At 69.0% G+C, this 21,503-nt stretch carries 19 protein-coding genes; 10 read left to right on the forward strand and 9 right to left on the reverse strand.

All coding sequences use genetic code 11. From position 1 onward, the window contains the following. Window positions 1–18 precede the first annotated feature (18 nt). Window positions 19–1,053, forward strand: a complete 1,035-nt coding sequence (gene mgrA, locus AB0I12_RS39105; RefSeq protein ID WP_359940366.1) for an L-glyceraldehyde 3-phosphate reductase — start codon at window positions 19–21, stop codon at window positions 1,051–1,053. Between the two features lie 162 nt (window positions 1,054–1,215). Continuing rightward, window positions 1,216–1,869, forward strand: a complete 654-nt coding sequence (locus AB0I12_RS39110) for a hypothetical protein (protein WP_359940369.1) — start codon at window positions 1,216–1,218, stop codon at window positions 1,867–1,869. Window positions 1,870–2,075: 206 nt separating this feature from the next. Here AB0I12_RS39110 and AB0I12_RS39115 read toward each other — a convergent pair whose 3' ends face one another. Together AB0I12_RS39115 and AB0I12_RS39120 are read right to left on the reverse strand one after the other, a co-directional pair. Next, window positions 2,076–3,044 (reverse strand): TAXI family TRAP transporter solute-binding subunit, encoded by a 969-nt coding sequence (locus AB0I12_RS39115; RefSeq protein ID WP_359940372.1) that lies wholly within the window; start codon window positions 3,042–3,044, stop codon window positions 2,076–2,078. Then, window positions 3,044–5,065: a TRAP transporter fused permease subunit gene (locus AB0I12_RS39120; protein WP_359940375.1), complete on the reverse strand. Its 2,022-nt coding sequence runs from the start codon at window positions 5,063–5,065 to the stop codon at window positions 3,044–3,046. Before AB0I12_RS39120 ends, AB0I12_RS39115 begins: the two co-directional genes overlap by 1 nt. Before the next feature lie 118 nt (window positions 5,066–5,183). Between AB0I12_RS39120 and AB0I12_RS39125 the strand changes: the two genes are divergently transcribed. Both AB0I12_RS39125 and AB0I12_RS39130 read left to right on the forward strand, forming a co-directional pair. After that, on the forward strand, window positions 5,184–5,849 hold the full coding sequence (locus tag AB0I12_RS39125; protein ID WP_012918592.1) for a response regulator transcription factor: 666 nt from the start codon (window positions 5,184–5,186) through the stop codon (window positions 5,847–5,849). Window positions 5,850–5,885: 36 nt separating this feature from the next. After that, entirely contained in the window at window positions 5,886–7,226 is a 1,341-nt protein-coding gene (locus AB0I12_RS39130) for a HAMP domain-containing sensor histidine kinase (protein ID WP_359940379.1), read from the forward strand. Between the two features lie 39 nt (window positions 7,227–7,265). Here AB0I12_RS39130 and AB0I12_RS39135 read toward each other — a convergent pair whose 3' ends face one another. Beyond that, window positions 7,266–8,381 carry a TAXI family TRAP transporter solute-binding subunit gene (locus AB0I12_RS39135; RefSeq protein ID WP_359940382.1) on the reverse strand — a complete coding sequence of 372 codons (1,116 nt, stop codon included), beginning with the start codon at window positions 8,379–8,381 and terminating at the stop codon, window positions 7,266–7,268. A gap of 190 nt (window positions 8,382–8,571) precedes the next feature. On the opposite strand from AB0I12_RS39135, the gene AB0I12_RS39140 reads away from it, so the two are divergent. Both AB0I12_RS39140 and AB0I12_RS39145 read left to right on the forward strand, forming a co-directional pair. Next, window positions 8,572–11,586, forward strand: coding sequence for a glycoside hydrolase family 38 C-terminal domain-containing protein (locus tag AB0I12_RS39140; RefSeq protein WP_359940385.1), 3,015 nt, complete (start codon window positions 8,572–8,574; stop codon window positions 11,584–11,586). Window positions 11,587–11,763: 177 nt separating this feature from the next. After that, entirely contained in the window at window positions 11,764–13,089 is a 1,326-nt protein-coding gene (locus AB0I12_RS39145; RefSeq protein ID WP_359940388.1) for a cytochrome P450, read from the forward strand. 55 nt (window positions 13,090–13,144) lie between these two features. On the opposite strand, the gene AB0I12_RS39150 is transcribed toward AB0I12_RS39145, so the two are convergent. Then, window positions 13,145–13,648 carry a DUF5709 domain-containing protein gene (locus AB0I12_RS39150; RefSeq protein ID WP_359940391.1) on the reverse strand — a complete coding sequence of 168 codons (504 nt, stop codon included), beginning with the start codon at window positions 13,646–13,648 and terminating at the stop codon, window positions 13,145–13,147. A 59-nt stretch (window positions 13,649–13,707) separates the two neighbouring features. Here AB0I12_RS39150 and AB0I12_RS39155 point away from each other — a divergent pair, with 59 nt between their 5' ends. Beyond that, window positions 13,708–14,871, forward strand: coding sequence for an FUSC family protein (locus tag AB0I12_RS39155; RefSeq protein WP_359940394.1), 1,164 nt, complete (start codon window positions 13,708–13,710; stop codon window positions 14,869–14,871). 902 nt (window positions 14,872–15,773) lie between these two features. Here AB0I12_RS39155 and AB0I12_RS39160 read toward each other — a convergent pair. Next, window positions 15,774–16,352: a hypothetical protein gene (locus tag AB0I12_RS39160; protein WP_359940397.1), complete on the reverse strand. Its 579-nt coding sequence runs from the start codon at window positions 16,350–16,352 to the stop codon at window positions 15,774–15,776. A 174-nt stretch (window positions 16,353–16,526) separates the two neighbouring features. Here AB0I12_RS39160 and AB0I12_RS39165 point away from each other — a divergent pair, with 174 nt between their 5' ends. Then, complete coding sequence (locus AB0I12_RS39165) at window positions 16,527–16,946, forward strand: hypothetical protein (protein ID WP_359940400.1); 420 nt, start codon at window positions 16,527–16,529, stop codon at window positions 16,944–16,946. Between the two features lie 182 nt (window positions 16,947–17,128). Here AB0I12_RS39165 and AB0I12_RS39170 read toward each other — a convergent pair whose 3' ends face one another. Continuing rightward, complete coding sequence (locus AB0I12_RS39170) at window positions 17,129–17,656, reverse strand: hypothetical protein (protein WP_359940403.1); 528 nt, start codon at window positions 17,654–17,656, stop codon at window positions 17,129–17,131. Between the two features lie 301 nt (window positions 17,657–17,957). Here AB0I12_RS39170 and AB0I12_RS39175 point away from each other — a divergent pair, with 301 nt between their 5' ends. Beyond that, a complete protein-coding gene (locus AB0I12_RS39175; RefSeq protein WP_359940406.1) occupies window positions 17,958–18,269 on the forward strand; it encodes a hypothetical protein in 312 nt (103 codons plus the stop codon). Window positions 18,270–18,629: 360 nt separating this feature from the next. Here AB0I12_RS39175 and AB0I12_RS39180 read toward each other — a convergent pair whose 3' ends face one another. Then, a complete protein-coding gene (locus AB0I12_RS39180; protein ID WP_359940408.1) occupies window positions 18,630–19,073 on the reverse strand; it encodes an OsmC family protein in 444 nt (147 codons plus the stop codon). 7 nt (window positions 19,074–19,080) lie between these two features. Further along, window positions 19,081–20,235, reverse strand: coding sequence for a phosphatidylinositol-specific phospholipase C1-like protein (locus tag AB0I12_RS39185; protein WP_359940410.1), 1,155 nt, complete (start codon window positions 20,233–20,235; stop codon window positions 19,081–19,083). 87 nt (window positions 20,236–20,322) lie between these two features. Here AB0I12_RS39185 and AB0I12_RS39190 point away from each other — a divergent pair, with 87 nt between their 5' ends. After that, on the forward strand, window positions 20,323–20,940 hold the full coding sequence (locus tag AB0I12_RS39190) for a TetR/AcrR family transcriptional regulator (protein WP_359940412.1): 618 nt from the start codon (window positions 20,323–20,325) through the stop codon (window positions 20,938–20,940). A 30-nt stretch (window positions 20,941–20,970) separates the two neighbouring features. Here the strand turns inward: AB0I12_RS39190 and AB0I12_RS39195 are convergent, their stop codons facing one another. Beyond that, window positions 20,971–21,363, reverse strand: coding sequence for a DUF3592 domain-containing protein (locus AB0I12_RS39195; RefSeq protein WP_359940415.1), 393 nt, complete (start codon window positions 21,361–21,363; stop codon window positions 20,971–20,973). Window positions 21,364–21,503 lie beyond the last annotated feature (140 nt).

Consider the following 21,503-nt stretch of genomic DNA (forward strand, 5'->3'; position numbering starts at 1 on the left):
GGGGCAGACTGGGCTTCCGTGACTGATTATGTGGCGGCCGAGAGCCGGTACGACGACCAGATGAGCTACCGGCGGACCGGACGGAGCGGGCTGCAGCTGCCGGCCATCTCGCTCGGCCTGTGGCACAACTTCGGCGACGACAAGCCGTTCGCGACGCAGCGCGACATCCTGCGCCGGGCGTTCGACCTCGGCGTCACGCACTTCGACCTGGCGAACAACTACGGCCCGCCGTACGGCTCGGCCGAGACGAACTTCGGGACCCACTTCGCGCGCGACTTCCGGCCGTACCGCGACGAGCTGATCATCTCGACCAAGGCCGGCTACGACATGTGGCCGGGGCCGTACGGTCAGGGCGGCGGCTCGCGGAAGTACCTGCTCGCCTCGCTCGACCAGTCGCTGAGCCGGATGGGCCTGGACTACGTCGACATCTTCTACTCGCACCGGTTCGACCCGGACACCCCGCTCGAGGAGACGATGGGCGCGCTCGACGCGGCGGTCCGCTCGGGCAAGGCGCTGTACGCCGGCATCTCGTCGTACTCCGCCGACCGGACCCGGGAGGCCGCGCGGATCCTGGCCGACCTCGGTACGCCGCTGCTCATCCACCAGCCGTCGTACTCGATGCTGAACCGCTGGATCGAGGAGGACCTGCTGGACGCGGTCGGCGACCTCGGCGTCGGCGTGATCGCGTTCTCGCCGCTGGCGCAGGGCGTGCTCACCGACCGGTACCTGGGCGGCATCCCGTCCGACTCCCGCGCGGCGCAGGGCAAGTCGCTCAACCCGGATTCGCTCACCGAGGACACCCTCAAGCACGTCCGTGCGCTGAGCGAGATCGCGCAGCAGCGCGGCCAGTCCGTCGCCCAGCTCGCGCTCGCCTGGACGCTGCGCGACGACCGGGTGACGAGCGCGCTGATCGGCGCCTCCAGCGTCGCCCAGCTCGAGGACAACCTGGCCACCGTCCGCAACCTGAAGTTCAGCCCCGACGAGCTCGAGGCCATCGACGCCGACGCCGTCGAGGCCGGTATCAACCTCTGGAAGAAGAGCTCCGACGCCTGAGTCGTACTCCGCACCGCCCACGCCCGCCGCGACCTGTCCGCGGCGGGCGTTCGCGTTCCGGGGTACGGCCGGGGTACGGCCGGGTTACGGAGCGGGGTGAGGCGGTTGCGGTTCGGGTGGGATGGGCACACGCTGGAGGGAGACCCTCTGGAGGTGGTTGTCATGACCGCTTCGACGCTTGAACTGGCCCTGACCTACGAACACGCACGGATCCGGGAGCTGGCCGAGCCGGCTCACCACCCGGACGCCGCGCACCCCGAGCACCGGCACCAGACCGACCGGTTCTACGCGATCGCGGCGCAGCACCTGGCCGCGGCCGAGGACGTGCTCCTCCCGCACGTGCGGCGGCTCTCCGACGGGGAGGAGCTGGTCACCCGGTACGTCGGCAACGCGAAGGAACTCGAACGCTCGCTGCGCTTCCTGAAAGGACGGCAGTACGGCGACAGCCGGTTCGTGGATCTGCAGCACGACGACCTGTGGCGGCAGATCGACCGGCTGCTCGACGAGCACGAGACGATGGAGACGACGTACGGCCGCCGGATCTCCGAGCAGCTCGACGGGCCGGACGTGAACCGGCTGACCGAGAACCTGCTGGAGGCCGAGGAGATCGCCCCGACGAGGGCGCACCCGTACTCCCCGCACACCGGCTCGGCGGGCCGGCTGGCGCACCGGATGTGGCGGATGGCCGACGCCGCGTGGGACAGCGCCGAGGGACGGGTCATACCGACGAAGTACCACGCTCACCCCAAGCGCGACTCCGCGCTCTCGCACTACCTGTACGGCACACCGATGCCGCACGAGGAGGAACACGAGTAGAGCCCGGCCCCGGCGGATGCCTCCGCCAGGACCGGGCCCGGTTGCCGACCATCACTGCGCCTGGTTGTGGGGCCGGCTGGGTCCCGTCCCCGCTGCGCCTGAGGTGCGGAGCCGGGGCCCTGCGTCCTCCCCCGCTGCGCCTGGTGTGCGGGGGAGGACGGTCTGTGAGCCTGGGTACCGCAACAGCTACCGGTACCCAGGACTGGTTATTTGAGTCCGTCGAGCGCCTTCTTCGCCCCCGGGTGCAGCAGCACCGGGTCGGTCTTCGTCGCGTTCTCCAGCGTGATGCCCTTCGCCGCCGCGTTCACCGCGACCAGGGCGCCCATGTTCTCGTACAGCGTCTTCGTCAGCTGCTCGGCCAGCTCGTCCTTCATGTCCTTGCGGACCAGCAGCACGTTCGGTACGACGATCGTCGCCACGTCGGCCGGCTGCTTGTACGTCGCCGCCGGGATCGGGGCCTGCGAGTAGACCGCGCCGTACTTGTCGAACATCTTCGGCAGCAGGTCCGCGATCGGCAGCAGCTTCACGCCCTTGCCCATGCTGGTGGTCAGGTCGGTGATGCCGCCGGTCGGCAACCCGCCGGACCAGACCAGCGCGTCGATCGACCCGGACTTCATCGCGTCCACCGACTCCGGCAGGCCGAGCCGCTGCGCGGTCACGTCACTGGCCGGGTCGAGCCCCGCCGCCTCGAGCAGCCGGCGCGCGATCACCTCGGTGCCCGAGTTCGGCGAACCGGTCGAGACCCGCTTGCCCTTCAGGTCCGCGATCGAGTTGATGTTCGCCGAGGCGCGGACGGCGACCTGCGTGTAGTTGTTGTACAGCCGGGTCAGCGCGACCACGTCCTGCTTGGTCTTGAAGCTGTTCTCGCCGTTCACCGCGTCCGCCGCCGAGTCGCCGAGCGAGAACGCGATGTCGTAGTTCCCGCCGACCAGGCCCTGGATGTTCTGCACCGAGGCGCCGGTTTCGCTCGCGGTCGCCCGGTAGCCGGACATCTTCTGCGAGATCACCGAGGCCAGCGCACCGCCGAGCTGGTAGTACACGCCGGTCGTGTTGCCGGTGGCGATCGTCAGCCGGCCGCCGGACTCCGAACCGGATCCGGACGGTTCGCGCTGACCTCCGCAGGCGGCCAGCGACACCACGGTGACAAGTGCCACTGCAACAGATCGGAGTCTCATCAGGCAACGGTTCCTTCCTCGGCAGCGGCCTGGCGTTGCCGCCGGACCAGGTTGATGACGACGGCAACAAGTAGCAAACAGATTCCGGCGGTGATGGTTACGGGCGCGAGGTAGAGCAGCAGCGCGGCGGCCGGTACGCAGAACGCGCGCTCGAGCCAGGTCGCTCGGACGAAGACCCAGCCGCCGGTGACCACGGCCAGCGCGGCCACCGCCAGCATCGACACCAGCGTGGTCCAGACCATGCCCGCGAACGAGCCCTGACCGAGCAGGTGCGCGCCGTTGTCGGTGAGCACGAACGCGAACGGCACCAGGAACGCCGGCAGCGTGTACTTCCAGGCCTGCCACATCGTCGGCATCACCTTGCCGCCGGTGATCGCGGCGGTCGCGACCGCGGCCAGCGCGGTCGGCGGCGACACCTCGGACAGGACCGCGTAGTAGAAGATGAACATGTACGCCTCGGGCTGCGTCACGCCGAGGTTCACCAGGGCCGGCGAGATGATCACCGCGGCGATGATGAACGACGCGGTCACCGGCACCGCCAGGCCGAGGATCAGCACGGCGAACGCGGACAGCACGACGGTCAGGATCAGGACCACGGTGTGGTTGTCGGTCAGCCCGCGGGCCGCGTTGACGATGATCTCCGCGAGGTTCAGCCCCAGGCCGGTCTGGGTCGTGACCGCGACGATCACACCGGCCGTCGCACAGGTCGCTGCCACCGGCAGCACCGAACGGGTGCCCTGGGCAAGCGCCTTGAACAGCGGCTGACCGGTCAGCCGGTGCTCACGGTCCAGGAACGACAACCCGAACTGCACGATCACCGCGTAGACCACGGCCTTGAACGGCGGGACGTCGACCGCCATGAAGCCGATGATCACGAACAACGACAGGAAGTGGTACCCGAACCGCAGCAGCAACCGCCAGGCGGACTGCTGCGAGGTCTCCGCCGACGTGGTCCCGTGTTTGCGGGCGTCGATCTCGATCGCGAGCAGGATGCCCAGGTAGTACAGGATCGTCGGGATCACGGCGAACCCGAGGACCTTCAGGTACGAGACCTGGAGGAACTCGGCGATGATGAACGCGGCCGCACCGAGGGTCGGCGGGGACAGGATCGCGCCGATCCCGGACGCGGCGAGCATTCCGCCTGCCGGTTCGGGCGGATAGCCGGCCCGGCGCAGGATCGGCCACGAGACGGTGCCCAGCGACACCGCGGTCGCCGTCCCCGACCCGGACACACTGCCGAGCAGGAAGCCCGCCAGCGTGACCGTGCGGCCAGGTGCGGTGCGGCTGCGCCGGAAGGCGGCGAACGACAGGTCGATGAAGAACTTGCCCGCGCCCGAGAAGTCGAGCACCGCGCCGTAGATGGTGAAGAGCACGATGTACGACGCGGCGACGTTCAACGGGGTCCCGTAGAACCCCGCCGTACCCATCGTGAACTGGGCGATGATCGCGTCGAAGTTGAAGCCTTGGTGCGCGAGCGACCAGGTGTAAGGAAGATAGCCGCCGTAGTAGGCGTAGGCGATGAAGACCAGGCTGAACACCGGAAGCACCCAGCCGGTCGTGCGGCGGCACGCTTCGAGCAGCAGCACCAGCAAGACAGCACCGGCGACCACGTCCATCGCCGACGGAGCCTGCCGGCGCTCGAGGTAGCCGTCGAAGTCGAGGAGCGGATAGACGCACACCGCCAGCGCCACCAGCGCGAGGACCCAGTCGGCCACGCCGGGGTCGTCATGGGCGCGGGCCCGGAACGGATTGACGACCGCCGGCACCTTCCAGCCCCGGTAACACAGCAGCGTGATCGGCAGAACCGCTGCGAGAAAGATCACCAAGTAGAACTGCGTTCCTTGTGGTAAAGGCGCGAACACCTGCACCAGGACGCCGACGCTGACGATTGCGCACCAGACCGAAATCACCAGGTCCAGGGCAGGCCGGAGCCGCCGAGCGGGGCGTTCCTGCTCGTACTCGGCCAGTTCTTCCTCGGAGGGCACGGTCGCGCCACCCCCGCTGTGAACACCGACAGTCATCTAGCGGTTCCCTCCTGTGTCCGGAAGGCTAATGTTGCCGAACACTGGGTGGAGTCGCGTGATTACGTCTTTACCAAGATCTGACACATCAGGCCGTGACCTGGCCTACGATCACCGCATGAGTGGCGCGGTCCGGATTCTGCTGGTCGAGGACGATCTCGATATCGCCAATGCACTGATACCCGCCTTGCGGCGTTACGGCCTGATGGTCACGCACGTCCGCACGGCCGCCGACGCCCTGGCGGCCGACCCCGGCGACCTGGTCCTGCTGGACCTGGGACTGCCGGACGGGGACGGTATCAACGTGTGCCGGCAGATCCGCACGGTCTCGGACGTGCCGGTGATCGCGGTGACGGCGCGCGGCGAGGCCGCCGACCGGGTCCGCGGCCTGCGCAGCGGCGCCGACGACTATGTGGTGAAACCGTTCGCGATTTCCGAGCTGCTGGCCCGTATCGATGCTGTACTTCGTCGTACCGGCCTCTTGCAGCCCCGCCCCCGGGTGACCGTCGGCGACCTGACCGTGGACATCGAGGCCCGGACGGTTCAGGTGGCCGACAAGCCCATCAGTCTGACCCGCAAGGAGTTCGACGTGCTCGCAGTGCTGGCCGCGCACCACGGCCGGGTGGTCCCCCGTGAACAGGTCGCGCTGTACGCCTGGCAGTCGGTGTTCGAGGCGTCGTCGCGCACCATGGACGTGCACGTCGCCAGCCTGCGCGCCAAGCTCGGCCGGCCCGAACTGGTGCAGACCATCCGCGGCGTCGGTTACCGCCTGGGCTCGGACTGACCCTTGCGCCGTCGACTACTGCAGTCCCTCGTTCCGATGGTCGTCGCCCTGGCGATCGTCGCTGTGATCCCGCTGGCGAACTTCATCGCCACGAGTACGTCGCGCACGCTCTTCCTGTCCCGCAGCAACGACGCCGACTGGTTCGCCGCGATGGCCGAGTCGCCGTTGCAGACCGGCGACATCGCGAACCTGCGCGAGCTCGCGGTCCGGTACCAGGAGCTCTACAACACCCCGGTCTTCGTCGTCGACGTCGACTCCCGCGTCGTGGCCACCTCGGTGTCCGGTGTGGACGTGAAGGAGGAGGACATCTCGGCTGCCCTGCACAGCACGCTGGCGGGCCGGCTGCCGGCCGAGCCGCCGCCGCTGTGGCCGTGGCGCTCCGGCGAGATGGTCGTGTCCCGCCCGGTCGTCAACAACGGCAGTGTGCTCGGTGCCGCCGTCCTGCGGGTGCCGACCGACAAGGCCCGCGACCAGGTGCAGAGCGGACTGCTGCTGCTCCTCGGCGGCCTGCTGATCAGCATCGGCGCGATCATCATCGGTATCGTCCGGCCGATCACCCGCTGGGTGCTGCGGCCGCTGCAGGACCTCGACAACGCCACCCACCAGATCACCCGCGGCGCGCTCGACACCCGGGTGTCGACCGACGGACGCGCACCGGAGCTCCGCCGGCTGGGCGACAGCTTCAACTCGATGGCGCTGAGCCTGCACCAGGCACGGCAGCGTGAGCGTGAGTTCGTCGCGGACGCGTCGCACCAGCTGCGGACGCCGCTGACGTCGGCCCGGATCCACATCGAGGGCCTGTCCCGGCTGTCGCCGACCGCGCGGTTCGCACTCAGCGACATCGACCGGCTCGGCCGGATCGTCCAGCGGCTGTCCCGGCTGGCCGGCTCGGACCGCCCGTCGGGCGATGCCGAGGGCAACGAAGAGCCGCTGGACCTGGCCCAGGCGGTGAAGGAGCGCCTGGTCGGCTGGAAGGCCGTGTACTCCGCCGACGACCTGGAGCTGATCGTCGGCGAGATGGTGCCGGGCGGGGTCGCCCCGGAGCTCGAGGTCGACGACATCCTCGACGTCCTGCTCGACAACGCCTCGAAGTACGGCGCGCCGCCGGTGGAGGTCTCGGTCACCCGGGACGGCACCGAGGTGGTGATGTCGGTCCGCGACCACGGTCTGGGACTCGGCTCCCGGGACCTGAAGAAGGTCGGCGAGCGGTTCTGGCGCAGCGCGCACCACCGCGAGATGCCGGGCACCGGCCTCGGTCTGGCGATCGTCCGCTCCGAGGCGGCCCGCGTCGGCGGCCGGGTCGTGGCCCGCCCGCCGATCGGCGGCGGCCTGGTCATCGAGGTCCGCGTCCCGCTGATCGACGACTACGACGCCTGATAGGACGCCTGAGGAGTCACCCGGGTCGCCCCGGGTGACTCAGATGTGGTTCTGGCGGTACCAGCGCTCGGCGGCGGGGTGCAGCGGCACCGGCATCGTGGCGATCGCGGAGCGCGGGTCCAGCGCACCGGCTTCGGGGTGACCGCCCGTGCCCGGGCTGGCTCCGGGCGACGGTGTGCCCTTGATCAGGTCGTTCTGCCGGCGGAAGAGGGTGTTGACCGTCCACCAGGCCCAGGAGTCCGACAGGTTCGGCTTCGCGATCAGGTAGTTCGGGATCGCCAGCGTCGGCACCGACTGGGCCAGCCCGTACTGCGAGGGCGGGATCGCCGACACCATGAACCCACCGAACTCCTTCAGGGCGATCGCCTCCGCGACGCCGCCGATGTCCAGCAGCCGGAACCCGATGGTCTTCTGCAGTGCGACGATCGGATCGGTCGGCACACCGCCGCTCCAGACGAACGCGTCGATCGACCCTTTGGCGGCACCGGGCCGGGGCTGCAGTGCGGTGACCATCTCTCCCAGCGTCAGGTTCTTCCGGGTGACGGCGACCGTGGCCGGGTCCAGCGTCGGGTTCTTCTGGATCACGTCGGCGCGGGCCTTGTCCAGGATCAGGTTCGCGACGATCTCGGTCCCGGAGTTCTTGGGGCCGACACCGACGACCGTCCGCCGCGTCGGGTTGTCCTTGCTCGGGAACAGGTCGTCCAGGCTCTTCGCCTTCGACGCCATCGGTACGACGACGTGCACGTAGTTGTCGTACACCCGGGCCAGCGCGGTGAAGCGCAGCGCGCCGGTGCTGAACTCGCCGGTGCCCTCGTACGCCGCGAGCGCGGAGTCCGACGTACACAGTCCGAGGTCGGCTTTGCGGCCGGAGACCCGGTACAGGTTGTCCACCGAGCCGTCGGTCACGATCGGCTTCAGCTCCATGCCGGTGACCTCGCTCACCAGCCCGCTGAGCGCCGTCCCGAACGTGTTGTAGACGCCGTTCAGGTTGCCGGTCGCGAAGATCCCCGCCTCCGAGGGCGCCGGCTCGTCGGCGCGGCCGCGCGAGCAGCCCGGCAGCAGCAGTCCGGAGGCCGCGGCGGCGCCGAAACCGAGGAAGCCGCGGCGGGTCAGCCCGGTCGGCCGGGCAGGGGTCAGCAGGCGGGGGCGATCCATGCAGGACAACCTAGACAACAATGAGGCCTTGCGGGTAGCCGCGGCGGCGGCCCGCAACCCAACCGCTACGCACAGAGATTCCACACAGCGAGAGACAAACTGCGTCTGGACGCGGCCGGGGTCGGTGTGACAGCGTTGTCATCTGCGGCCTGCTCGGCCGCGTGAGGATCCTTTCCCGGAGGCTGATTTCGTGCACGACGACCGTCAACTCATCGAGGAGCGGCTCAAGCGCGCCCTGCGGGAGCGACTCCGCCCCGCGATCTACGGCGCGGCGGTCCCGCTGGACATCGAGGTGTGGCACGCACCCGGTGAGCCGGTATCACCCGCCGAGGCGCTCGCCCAGACCTACGAGCCGGCCGCGATCGGCCTGCCGTGGGGCCCGGCCTGGGGCACCGCCTGGTTCAAGTTCAGCGGCCAGGTGCCTGCCGAGTGGGCCGGCCGTGAGATCGAGGCGGTCATCGACCTCGGCTTCAGCGGCGGCCCCGGCTTCTCCGCGGAGGGCCTGGTGCACACCACCTCGGGCCGGCCGCTGAAGGGCCTGCACCCGCGGCAGACCTACGCCCCGCTGTCGATCCTCGGCCCGGACGGTGCGGCGGCCTCGCCCGGCGACCGGATCGAGTTCTACGTCGAGGGCGCCGCGAACCCGGAGATCCCGCTCGACAACGCCTACGCGAAGGTCGACATCGGCGCCAAGCTCGGTGAGACGCCGATCTATCAGCTCACCCGCGCCGACCTGGCCGTGTTCAACGCCGAGGTGTGGGACCTGATCCTGGACCTCGAGGCGCTCGACGGCCTGCAGCGCGAGCTGTCCCTGCAGGACCCGCGCCGCCGGGAGATCCTGCGGGCGCTCAGCCGCTCGCTGGACGCGCTGGACTACGAGGACGTGGCCGGCACCGCCGCCGACGCCCGCGCCCAGCTGACCGAGGTCCTGAGCCGGCCGGCGCACGCCAGCGCGCACCAGCTGTCGGCGGTCGGCCACGCGCACATCGACTCCGCGTGGCTGTGGCCGCTGCGGGAGACCCGCCGCAAGGTGGCCCGGACGGTGTCCAACGTTGCCACCCTGGCCGAGGAGTACCCGGAGCTGGTCTTCGCGTTCTCGCAGGCCCAGCAGCACGCGTGGGTGAAGGAGAACTACCCGGAGGTCTGGGAGCGGCTGAAGAAGGCCGTCGCCGAGGGGCACATCGTCCCGGTGGGCGGCATGTGGGTCGAGTCCGACACCAACCTGCCCGGCAGCGAGGCGCTGGCCCGGCAGTTCGTGCACGGCAAGAAGTTCTTCCTGGACGAGTACGGGATCGACACCCAGGAGGTCTGGCTGCCGGACTCGTTCGGCTACACCGCGGCGCTGCCGCAGCTGGTGAAGCTGTCCGGCTCGAAGTGGTTCCTGACCCAGAAGATCTCCTGGAACAAGGAGAACAAGTTCCCGCACCACACCTTCTGGTGGGAGGGCCTGGACGGGACCCGGGTGTTCACCCACTTCCCGCCGATCGACACCTACAACTCCGACCTGTCCGGGCGCGAACTCGCGCACGCGCAGCGCAACTTCCAGGAGAACGGCGCCGCGACCCGCTCGCTGGTCCCGTTCGGGTACGGCGACGGCGGTGGCGGCCCCACCCGCGAGTTCGTCGCGACCGCGCGCCGGGTGGCGAACCTGGAGGCCTCGCCGCAGGTGACGATCGAGTCGCCGACGGAGTTCTTCAGCGCCGCCGAGGACGAGTACAGCGAGCACGCGCCGGTCTGGTCCGGTGAGCTCTACCTGGAGATCCACCGGGCGACGTACACGTCGCAGGCCAAGACCAAGCAGGGCAACCGGCGGACCGAGCACCTGCTCCGCGAGGCCGAGCTGTGGAGCGCCGCGGCGGTCGTCGCGGGCAAGCTCGACGCGTACCCGTACGAGGACCTCGACCGGCTGTGGAAGGTCGCGCTGCTGCACCAGTTCCACGACATCCTGCCGGGCTCCTCGATCTCGTGGGTGCACCGCGAGGCGGAGCGGACCTACGCGAAGATCGCCGACGAGCTGGACGCGATCATCTCCCGGGCGCAGCAGGCGCTGGCCGGCGAGGGTTCGGAGCAGATCGTCTTCAACGCCGCGCCGCACGGCCGCAACGGGGTCGCCGGCCTCGGCGCGGGCGTCGCGACCGCCGCGGGCCAGGCGGTCACCGTCGAGAACGGCGTGATCGACAACGGCCTGATCCGGGTCACGATCGACGAGCGCGGCCTGATCACCTCGCTGTACGACGTCGAGGCGCAGCGCGAGGTCATCGCACCGGGCACCGCAGGCAACCTCCTGCAGCTGCACGTGGACACCCCGAACCACTGGGACGCGTGGGACGTCGACTCGTTCTACAAGAACAACGTCCGGGACGTGACCGAGGTCGACAGCGTCGACTTCAGCACCGCCGACGACGAGGCGATCGTCGTCGTCAAGAGGTCCTTCGGCCGGTCCACCGTCACCCAGACGCTGCGGGTCGTGCCGGGCGCCAAGCGGGTCGACATCGAGACCGAGATGGACTGGCACGAGACCGAGAAGTTCCTCAAGGCGGCGTACCCGGTCGACGTGCACGCCGACCGCTCGGCGTCCGAGACGCAGTTCGGGCACATCTTCCGGCCGACCCACCAGAACACCTCGTGGGACGCGGCGAAGTTCGAGATCGCGGCGCACCGCTGGGTGCACGTCGGCGAGCCCGGGTACGGCGTCGCGGTGGTCAACGACTCGACGTACGGCCACGACATCAACCGGACCGCGCGTGAGGACGGTGGCACCACGACCACCATCCGGACGTCGCTGATCCGGGCGCCGCGATTCCCCGACCCGCAGACCGACCAGGGTGTGCACGTCGTGAACCACGCGCTGGTGGTCGGCGCCGGGATCGGTGAGGCGATCGAGGAGGGCTACCGGATCAACCTGCCGGAGCGCCTGGTCACCGGTGCCGCCGGCGTCGAGCCGATCGTTGCCGTCGACAACGACAGCGTGATCGTCGAGGCGCTCAAGCTGGCCGACGACCAGTCCGGCGACGTGGTCGTCCGGCTGTACGAGTCGAGCGGCGGCCGCTCGCGGGCGACGGTCACCCCGTCGTTCCAGGCTTCCTCCGTCACCGAGGTCGACCTCCTCGAGCGCCACCTGGCGGACCGGGACCTGCAGGACAACGGAGTCAGCTTCGAACTCCGCCCCTTCCAGATCCTCACCCTCCGCTTCAAGCGTTCCTGACCCGGGCCCCCGGCCTCCACCCCTCCCCCCACCGCGGAGGCCGGCCCCATCCCAGGAGGTTCCACCTCCTCCCGCGCCCGGCGCCGCACAGCGGTGCCGGGCGCGGGTGTCTCGGATCGTCGCAGCACTTGTGGCGTTCGATGCCCGGCGTTCACCCGGCTGACGTAGCGTGAAAGCATGGCTCCGACACCCTTGCTCGGTTCCCGCACGCTCGACCGTCAGACCGCCCGCACGCTGCCGCCCGGCCCGAAGCTGCCGACGCTCGCCCAGACCGTGCTGTTCGCGAGTCACCGCCGCACGTTCTTCCCAAGGATGCGGGAGAGGTACGGCGACGTGTTCACAATCCGCCTGGTGCCGTCGAGCCGCGTCTGCGTCGTGCTGAGCCGCCCGGAGCACATCCGGGAGGTGTTCGGCAGCCCGCCGTCGGTGATGCACGCCGGCGAGGGCAACACCGTGCTCGAACCGATCATGGGCTCGCACTCCCTGCTGCTGCTCGACGACGAGGATCACGTGCGGATGCGGAAGCAGCTGATGCCGGCGTTCTCCGGCGCCGCGCTGCGCGGGTACGCCGCGATGGTGCTCGAGCTCGCCCGCGCCGACGTGGCGAAATGGCCGGTCGGCGAGCCGTTCAAGGTGCACCAGCGGATGCGGAACCTGACGCTGGAGATCATCCTGCAGGTGATCTTCGGCGTCACCGACTTCGACCGGCTGAACACGCTGCGCCCGCTGCTGGACAAGATCGTGTCGGTGTCGCCGGTGATCATGCTCGGCGGCTTCTACCCGCAACTGCTCCACGTCCGGCCGTGGAAGACGTACCTGGACACCCAGCGGCAGGTCGACGAGATCCTGTACGACGAGATCGCTGCGCGCCGCGAGACGTTCGCCGGGCGCACCGACGTCCTCTCGCGGTTGCTTGCTGCCGGCAACTGGTCGGACGTGGAGCTGCGCGACCAGCTGGTGACCTTGCTGCTGGCCGGGCACGAGACGACGGCGACCGCGCTGGCCTGGACGTTCCACGAGCTGGCCCGGCGGCCGGCCGAGCTGGCGTTCGGGCAGCGCGCCGCCGACGCCGGGGCCGACGACGAGCTGGAGGCGATCGTCAAGGAGGCGATGCGGCTGCACCCGGTCGTCTACCAGGTCGGCCGGCGGCTGACCGAGACCTCGGACATCGCCGGCTACCGGCTGCCGCGCGGGACGACGATCATGGCTGCGATCGGCCTGGTGCACCGCGACGGCGAGCATTTCCCGATGCCGCAGGACTTCCGCCCGCAGCGCTTCCTGTCCGACGATCCGCCCGCGCCCGGCACCTGGATCCCGTTCGGCGGCGGCGCCCGGCGCTGCATCGGCGCCGGCTTCTCGCTGATGGAAGGCACCGAGATCCTCCGCGCCGCCCTGGCCGCCTACGACTTCCACGCGCCACACCCCAGGCCGGAGCCGCCTCAGGCCAAGAACGTCACCCTCGTCCCGCGCCACGGCGCCGAGGTCGCCGTAACCCCCCGCTGACCCGTCGCCGTCCCCAGCCGGGCGCGCACGGCGGGGCGGCGGGGGTGTTGTCGGGTCAGTCCTCCAGGTCGCCGACGTCGCCCAGGTCGACGTCGCGGTAGCTCTCGAGGTTCTGGTCGTCGTCGTCCTCGAGCTCGAAGTCGTCCTCGTCGTCGACGACGTGCACGGCCGCCTCCTCCGCGCCGGCGGCGGCGCCGTCGATGCCGACGTCTTCGGCGTACAGCTCGCTGTCTTCGTCACTGTGCGCGCCCTCGTCGGAGGCGACCAGGCGGCCCGAGCGTTCCGTGCCGACCTGCGGGCCGCCGACGTCCTCGCCGTCCTCGGCGTACGGGTCGACGTCCGGGACCTCCTGCGCGATCCGCTGGTCCAGGGACTCGCCCTGCAGCGCCTCGTCCGCGGTTGTCCCGAAGCCTTCGCCCGCGGACCACTTCTCCGGCGGCGAGTAGCCCTCGTCGAGCAGATCCGCCACGCCCCGGTCGTCGAGCGTGTCCTCCGCCTGCAGCTGGTCCTCGTCGTCGACGGAGTAGCTGCCGTAGTCCTCACGGTTGTTCTCGGTCATGGCCCAACATTGGCCCTCACAGCCCGCGTGAATCAAGCTGGGCGCTCACATCCCGCAGAATGGGGCGCGTGGATCCGGTCAGGCTGACGTTGGACCAGTTGCGGGAGCTGCGCGACGACATCGCGCCACAGGCCGCGCGGCGGTCGCGCGCCTCGATCGACCGCCGGATCGAACGCTGGCGCAGCCGGGTGTTCTTCATCGCCCAGTGCGCGCTCGCGGCCGGCCTCGCGTGGACCATCGCGCACTATGTCATCGGTCACAAGCAGCCGTTCTTCGCGCCGGTCGCCGCGATGGTCTGCCTCGGTTTCAGCTTCGGTCAGCGGCTGCGCCGGGTCGCCGAGGTGATGGTCGGCGTGGCGGTCGGCGTCGGCGTCGGCGACCTGTTCGTCAAGGTCTTCGGGACCGGCATCCTGCAACTGGTGTTCGTGATCGCGCTCGCGATGAGCGTCGCGGTGCTGCTCGGCGCCGGCAACCTGATGACCACCCAGGCGGGCGTCCAGGCCGCGATCGTCACCACGCTGCTGCCCAATCCCGGTGCCGCCTTCAGCCGCTGGCAGGACGCGGCGATCGGCGGACTGGTCGCGCTGGCCGCGGCCACGATCGCGCCCGCGGCGGCGATCCGGCGCCCGCGGCAACAGGCGGCCGGGGTCCTGAACGAGCTGTCCGAGATTCTGGTCGAGACCGCCGACGGTCTGCGGACCCGCGACGAGGACGCGGTCACCGACGCGCTCCGTCGCGCCCGGGCCAGCGAGTCGCGGCTCGACGACCTGCGCAGCGCCGCCGCCGAGGGGGTCGCGGTCGTGCGGCTGTCCCCGTTCCGCCGCCGGCATCGCGGGCGGGTCCAGGAGATCGCCGATCTCGTCGTACCGCTGGACCGTGCGATCCGGAACACCCGGGTGCTGGTCCGCCGGTGCGCGGTGTCGGTGTGGCGCGACGAGGCCATGCCCGCGGAGTACCCGATGCTGCTCGACCGCCTCGCCGACGGCACCCGCCTGATCGGCGAGTCCCTGTTCGAACCGGCCGCCGACGTGGCCGCGCACCGCGTCCTGGGCGAGCTGGGCCGGCGGACGGCGGACCTGCCGCAGCCGGCCGGATTGTCCGCGGTCGTGGTCCTCGGTCAGCTCCGCTCGACGATCATCGACCTGCTCGAGCTGACCGGTACGTCGTACGACGAGGCCCGCAAGCTGGTCCCGCTGCGTCCGGACGGGCTCGACGAGAAGTAGTGACTCAGGTCACAGACCGGATTCCCGTCATACCTTCGGGAGCGCGGCGTCTCACCGGCATGACGATCCACCGACTGATGACCACGATGGCCACCGAGCAGGTCCGTGAGCTCGAGGACCTCCTGGCCCGGACCACCGACGACCGGACCGACGCCGCCGCCGAGCAGTAAGGCGCCAGCCGGACGAACGGACCCGGGCGGCGCACCCGGACGGTCTTGCCCACCGAGCCAGACCGCACGGAAGCCGCACGCAAACGCAGAGGCGCCCCAGTGCGAAGCGCCCCCGGATCCGTGACCGGTGCACCGCCACAGAGGTGCACCCCACCACCCGCCGACCATCCTGACGCCGTTTGCGCGAGGCTCAGGCCGGTCGGCGGGTGGTTTTTATATACCCAGAGAACAGAGAACAGACATGGCGGGCTAGCTCCCAGGCCAAGGCCTCGGAGGACTGGTAACAGCCGGCAAGAAATTGGAGAAAAACAAAAGCCAGAGTGGGAGTTGGGTGCGTGCCTGAGTTCGGCGGTCCGTGACCGGTGCGCCACGTCACGGCTGAGCACTCCACCGATCTGCCGACTGATCCCTGGACCGCAGCAGTTCCGAAGTCACCAGCCGAGTCGGTACGGCTTGAGGCGGATGGGATGCAGATGATGTTGGGCAGTTCGGTGAGCCCGACCGCGGTAGGTGGTGGCGACCTGGATCTTCAGACCGCACTTTCGCCGGCCCCTGAGATCCCGGAAGACCTGCCGGCCAACTCGGCGATCTCGTCACGATCGGGCACTGTCCTCCGCCGGACGATGCGCGACACTCGTCCGCCGGTGATCTGCGACAGTCGAAACCGCGGATCGCGGCTACTTGCGTTTGTGGACGGCAGAACGTGGTTAATCTCGGCGGAAGCGCCGAGCCCTATAGGTAGTCCCGCCAGAACGGGACTGACATCTGCGGCTCCTGGAACTCGCGGGCCACGTAGTCTTCGAGGTCCAGTCCGTAGACCATCATGTCGGTCAGGTGATGCACGGATACGACGGGCTGTCCGGCTGTGGCCCGACCGGCGGGAAGGTAGCGGTGGGCGTACACGGGGATCAGCCGCGGTACGTCGGCCAGCCGCCGTCGCGCCTTGGCCACCGCCGACTCAAGGGTGTAGGGGCGCTTGCCCCACCCGGAGTGCCATCCGCCGCCGGTGATGTGGCGCATGATGCAGTCGGTTGGCCAATCAACTTGCTGGCGCAGCGCTTCCGAATCGGGGGTCCGCCAGTCAGGCCAACCCCAGCTCGCCTTATCTGGGTCGTCGTCGTGACCTGTCGTCCAGACGGGCAGGCCGGCGGTGAGAAAGGCTCGATGGTCGTCGGCGAACTCGAACCCGAATCGTTGCTCGACACGAGCGACCTCCGTCTCACTGAGGCCCGGCCGGATCTCGGTTGTTCCCAACCTAACCAGGCGTTCCGCAGCCCTGAGTCCGACGCTGGCATCCGGTGCGGCCGTCACGGACGCAGCCTAACCGCCCGCCCGGGTCGGCATGGTCGGCGTCGCTCTCGGCAGCAGGTCCGGAAGTTGCTGCGTTGGTCCGGTGGGTTGAGGTTCGGTCGTGAATCCTGTAGATCATCGGCGTGCCTGTCATGCCAGGCTGGTCAGTCCAGGAGCGTCGAGAGTGGGACCAAGATGCTGGAAGAGCTGCACGCGGAGATTGCCCGACAGGGCGGGTATGAGGATGGTTCTGGACCAGAGCCTGTTGTCAGCCTGGAGCTGTTCTTCGACGGGAACGAAGATCCCGCATCGATTGGGAGCAACCTGTCGGACCACCCTGGCCCTGGTCGGTTCTACGAGATACTGAGTGCGATCCGGGACCGCCCCGAGGTTCACAGTGTCTGGGTAGGCATCTCCGAGGTGATGGACCCAGACGATTGGCCCTTCAGCGATCACGTGTACGTCGTCACGACGGCCTCGCCGGCCGATGTCGGGTCGTGGACAGTCGCGCTCAGTCCGGACGCGCCAGGCGACAACTGGTGGAACGGCGCACCTCCGCTACAGCAGGTCGATGTTCCACCTGACTCCCACCTGGTCACCCTCTGGTGGGATTGAGCCAGGGTATGGGCCGCTCGCTGACCTCGGCGTGATCACGCGCATCGCGGCATGCGCGGATGTTCGGCGGTGCCTGGTCCAATGAACTTCGGGCACACTCAGCGCACGGAACGTGCGACCCGAGCTGGGATTCGTAGGGCGCCCGTCGATGAGGACCCGGCACGGATTGCATGGTGGTTCCCTCAGCTGTCGATCCGAGCGCCGTCGACTATTGGGACGAAGCCCTCGGGCCAGACCTGGTCGGGGACTGGGAAGTCGCGGCGCCAGGCGACGTTGTCGGTGAACGTGACCTCGGTGAAGTCGTTGCCGGTGATCACGTTGCGCCTCGCTCGGCCCCGGGAGTCGTCCTCCAGACCTGTGCCGCCCCACACGCAGCGGTTCATGCGCCCGATGAACTGACAGCCGATCAGGTCGGCGTCGTAGCCGAAGTGCCCTTCCCATCGGCAGTTGACGAACGTGCAGTTCTCGAAGCGGCCGGCATCGGTGTTGAAGCCGCCAAGGATCTTGAAGCGGACGCGCTCGAAGGTGCAGTCCCGGTAGATGGCCGGGCTATTGGCGAACGAGCCTTGTGCCGCCATGCCGTACTCGTTCAACACAGGCCGGACGCGTTGTCGGAAGTGGCAGCTGTCAAACTCGGACCACTCGACTATGAGACTGATGTCGTTGAGCCACAACTCGACGCCTGAGACGGCCGCCCCGAAGAAGTACACCCCGCGCAGCCCAGAGCGAGGTGCGACCGCGTCCAGATCGACCGAGGTCACCGGTCCCGATACAAGCAGGTCGGCCGGCGCAGGGTACCGGGGGTGACGGGTCGGCGGCTGTCCGCGCCACCACTCCGGCTGACTGTTCATGGAGACATCATCTCGGCATCTGGTTGCGTCTCTCGAGTAGCAGCAGCGATGCAACGCACCAACATCGGCATGACCGCGCGGATCGCTGATGACCGGACGGCGTGGATGGCTGGAACGCAGCCGCTCGCCCCCTCGGCGGTGGTCTGGCATCATCCGATGCGTGGCAACCCTGCTCGAAGTGATGGCGACACTCGACCAGATTCCCGACGATGATCCCTTCGAAATCGAGTCCACCATCTTCGCCCGCAAACCGTGGACCGTCGACTCCCAGGCGATTGTGCGCAACGAGGAGGTGGTTGACTCCGTGGCTCCAAGTGCTCCCGCCTTCAGTTACCTTCTCGAAGTCGACTTGGCCAAGGAGGTCATAAGGGTCTGGAGTGAGTGGCGAGATGGCGCAGTGCCGACTTCGGAGGAAGCCGCGCAGGCGGTCATCTTCTACGGCGAGCACGACTCGTATCAACCTCTCGCATAGGTCGTTCGTAGCATCCGCTCATCGGCTGCTCCGTGGATCGCCCCGACACGTAGACAGAGTTCTAGCCTGTCCACGTCAGCTGGCGGAGATGCGGCGCAGGTCTGTTGGCGGATCACACGTCACGATCGGGCAGGAGCGTCGGATGACGCCGCTCGACCACCCTGTATGAAGCTCTTGAAGAGACTGCACAGTCAGACTTGCGGCTCACCACAGAAGCCAGCCACCTCTCTGAATCTCTCTTCTTTTCTTTGATTTCCTTCTTTTTCCAGGAAGAGCTCTCCCGCGCGCCGAACCCAGGCAGGCAGCAAACACCGTCTCTGTCTCTTCCTTTGTGCTTTCTTTTGCAGTTCGCTGGTTCGGTCAGCCGGCGACGGTGATCTCGGTGGTGACCGAGTTCGCGATGAAGCACTCGCGGTGCGCCACTTCGTGGATCCGCTTGATCGTGGCGGCGTCCGGCTCGGGGCCGTTCCAGACGATCGTCGGGTGCAGGGTCACCTGCGTGATCGCCAGCCGCCCGGTGGGTCCGGGCGCCATCACCCCGACCGCGTGGTCGTCGTACGCGTCGACGACCAGCCGCTTCCGGGCCGCGATCGCCAGGAAGGTGAGCATGTGGCAGGACGAGATCGCCGCCACGAACGCCTCCTCCGGGTCGACCGGGCCCGGGTTCCCCAGATACTTCGGGTTCGCCGAGCCCGGCACCGTGACACCGCCGTCGAAGCGCCACTCGTGGTCGCGGTCGTAGGTGTCGTAGGTGAACTCGTTCGCACCACGGCTCCAGCTGATATCGACCACGTGCTCCGACATGCTCAGGTCACCTTCCCGCGACGTCTCCGTGGCACCAGGTCGGCGCCGTCACCGGATTGCATCGTACGGCGGTGTGCCCGGGCAGCTTGGCGACGAAGTCGCTGTCGTACCGCGCGGCCATCCCGGCGACCGGCCAGTCGGTCGTCACCACTTGCGCGCCGCTGGCCAGGGCGATCCCGAGCCGGCTGTAGTCCTTGTCCCGGATCGTCGCCATCGGCTCGTCGGACCGGGTCCGGATCAGGTACCCCTTGGCGACCAGCCGCTGGATCTCGGCCTGGTTCGCGCCCCGCGGGTCGTTCACCTGCGTGATCGCCGCATCCGGCTCGCCCTCGGGACCACGCGTGAAGACCGCCCGGCCCTCGAGGTTTTGGTGACCGGTCCGGTAGAGGTCGCGGATCGCCCCCGGGCCGCCGTTGTCGAAGTAGAACAGCACCTGGCCGCGGACGTCGTCGAGCTTCGGCCAGCCCTTGGTCAGCACCGACTGCTCCAGGGTCAGGCCGGGCTTGCGGACGTCGTCCGGCGTCAGCAGGTCCTGCTCGGAGAACACCGACCGGATCTCGCGGTCGACGCCTTCCAGGGTGGCCGCGTCCCACGGCGGGGACTGCACGCCGCCGGCCGCGACCACCTTCGGGTCGGACTGCTTCAGCTCGAGGTTGATCGTGATCGGCACGTGGTTCGGGTGCTGGTCCGACCACGACTTCACCTGCTGCAGGCACAGCACGAAGGTGTCGCAGGTGGTGTTGTAGTCGAAGTCCGGGATGTGCATGACCTTGATGCCCGGCTGCGCCATCGCCGGGTCGGTGAGCGGCCCCTGCCCGGTCAGTTTCCGGATCAGCGGATACGTGTACAGACCGCCGTTCGGGTCCGGCAGCAGGTCGAGCTCGAGCGTGCGGACGTTCTGGTCCTCGAACTGCTGGGTGATCGGCGCGTGCGAGTACCAGAGGTCGACCGATCCCGGGTTCTGCGCCTGCTGGACCTTCTGCTCGGCCGGGCTGAGCTCACGGTGGTACGAGTTGTGCGAGCCGATCATCTGCACCTGGTTGAAGCGCAGACCGCCGCCGTTCCCGCTCGAGTGATCCCGGCTGAGCGCCGTACCGGCGACCCCGGACGCGGCCAATGCGACGGATGCAAGGCCCGCAACAGCTGTCTTGTTGATGCGCATACGAGTTACCCCTCCTCATGACCAACTGTCGGCAATCTGTCACAAAGAGGTGGCAACGTTGTCCCCCCGAGCGTGGACAATAAGTGAATGGTGACTTCGGGGGCCTATCCGCTGCGCCGGACGCCGACCCAGGACCGGGCCAGCCGGCAGGTCGAGCGGATTCTGGACGCGGCGTGTGCCGAGGTGGTCGAGCGCGGGTACGACGCGGCGTCGACGAGCGGGATCGCGAAGCGGGCCGAGATCGCGGTCGGCAGCGTGTACCGGTACTTCCCGGACAAGCGCAGCCTGATCCAGGCGATCGAGCGGCGGAACCAGGCGCGCTACACCGACGCGGTCGGAGAGCGGCTGGCGGACGTGACGAGCTGGCGCGCGGCGGTCGACGTCACGCTGGAGACGTTCCGGGAGATGCACCGGACCGACCCGGGCTTCAAGGCGGTCGTACTGAGCGGGCTCGGCGACCCGGAGCTGGAGGCGAAGCCGGGCGAGTTCGACGACCAGCACGCCGGCGAGTTCGCGGAACTGCTGGCGGCGCGGTTCGGCGCCCGTGACTCACGGGACTTCCGGCTGGCGGTGACGCTGAGCATCACGATGGGGGAGGCGCTCGCTCACCTGGCGGACCGGTTGTCCGCGGACGAGGCGGAGTACGTCCTGGATCAGGGCCGGCCGGTGCTGTACAACCTGCTCGCGCCCCACCTTCCTGCTTGAGCCGGAGAGGAGGCTCAAGCAGGTGTTCCGTCAGGCCGCGGACGGCAGGCCCAGGGCCGGCCAGTGGCTGACCCGGCCCGCCAGGCGCGCCCGGCGCGGGTTCCGGACGTCGTACGCGACGATCACCCGGTCACCCTTGGCGTAAGTAATCCTGCTCCCGACCGGGAACTTGCGAGCGACCTCGTACGGCCCCTCACCCCGGCGGGTGTAGTACTCGACGATGACCTCGGTGTAGACCGCCGGGGCACCGCTCTGCAGTTGGCCGCGGACCGGGCCACGCACCCGGATCACTCGTCCCGCGGTCTTCTCTTCCGTGCCGGTGGGGATCTGGGACGGCCGAAGACCGGCCAGAACTTCGGTCACGATGAAGGCCGCGACCACCAGCACCAGGCCGAACCCACCGAGTACAACGATCGTCAACATGGCACTCACCCCCGACGCGCCGCCCGCGAGCGACGCGGTCGTTGTCGAAACTGCCTTGCGCGGCCCTTGCCGCACACCGGTGGGACGCCACCGGACTCCACTTGGTTCCAGGTAAGTACAAAAACTTTTCTACAGGACCA

Source organism: Kribbella sp. NPDC050459, from assembly GCF_040655315.1.
Lineage (GTDB): Bacteria > Actinomycetota > Actinomycetes > Propionibacteriales > Kribbellaceae > Kribbella.

What these genes read in the sequence shown, in the direction of transcription:
- AB0I12_RS39145 (WP_359940388.1), top strand. Translation starts at nt 11,764, where the DNA reads ATGGCTCCGACACCCTTGCTCGGTTCCCGCACGCTCGACCGTCAGACC.
- AB0I12_RS39125 (WP_012918592.1), top strand. Translation starts at nt 5,184, where the DNA reads ATGAGTGGCGCGGTCCGGATTCTGCTGGTCGAGGACGATCTCGATATC.
- AB0I12_RS39150 (WP_359940391.1), bottom strand. Translation starts at nt 13,648, where the DNA reads ATGACCGAGAACAACCGTGAGGACTACGGCAGCTACTCCGTCGACGAC.
- AB0I12_RS39115 (WP_359940372.1), bottom strand. Translation starts at nt 3,044, where the DNA reads ATGAGACTCCGATCTGTTGCAGTGGCACTTGTCACCGTGGTGTCGCTG.
- AB0I12_RS39190 (WP_359940412.1), top strand. Translation starts at nt 20,323, where the DNA reads ATGGTGACTTCGGGGGCCTATCCGCTGCGCCGGACGCCGACCCAGGAC.
- AB0I12_RS39185 (WP_359940410.1), bottom strand. Translation starts at nt 20,235, where the DNA reads ATGCGCATCAACAAGACAGCTGTTGCGGGCCTTGCATCCGTCGCATTG.
- AB0I12_RS39165 (WP_359940400.1), top strand. Translation starts at nt 16,527, where the DNA reads ATGCTGGAAGAGCTGCACGCGGAGATTGCCCGACAGGGCGGGTATGAG.
- AB0I12_RS39155 (WP_359940394.1), top strand. Translation starts at nt 13,708, where the DNA reads ATGGGGCGCGTGGATCCGGTCAGGCTGACGTTGGACCAGTTGCGGGAG.
- AB0I12_RS39195 (WP_359940415.1), bottom strand. Translation starts at nt 21,363, where the DNA reads ATGTTGACGATCGTTGTACTCGGTGGGTTCGGCCTGGTGCTGGTGGTC.
- AB0I12_RS39135 (WP_359940382.1), bottom strand. Translation starts at nt 8,381, where the DNA reads ATGGATCGCCCCCGCCTGCTGACCCCTGCCCGGCCGACCGGGCTGACC.
- AB0I12_RS39110 (WP_359940369.1), top strand. Translation starts at nt 1,216, where the DNA reads ATGACCGCTTCGACGCTTGAACTGGCCCTGACCTACGAACACGCACGG.
- AB0I12_RS39120 (WP_359940375.1), bottom strand. Translation starts at nt 5,065, where the DNA reads ATGACTGTCGGTGTTCACAGCGGGGGTGGCGCGACCGTGCCCTCCGAG.
- AB0I12_RS39180 (WP_359940408.1), bottom strand. Translation starts at nt 19,073, where the DNA reads ATGTCGGAGCACGTGGTCGATATCAGCTGGAGCCGTGGTGCGAACGAG.
- AB0I12_RS39130 (WP_359940379.1), top strand. Translation starts at nt 5,886, where the DNA reads ATGGTCGTCGCCCTGGCGATCGTCGCTGTGATCCCGCTGGCGAACTTC.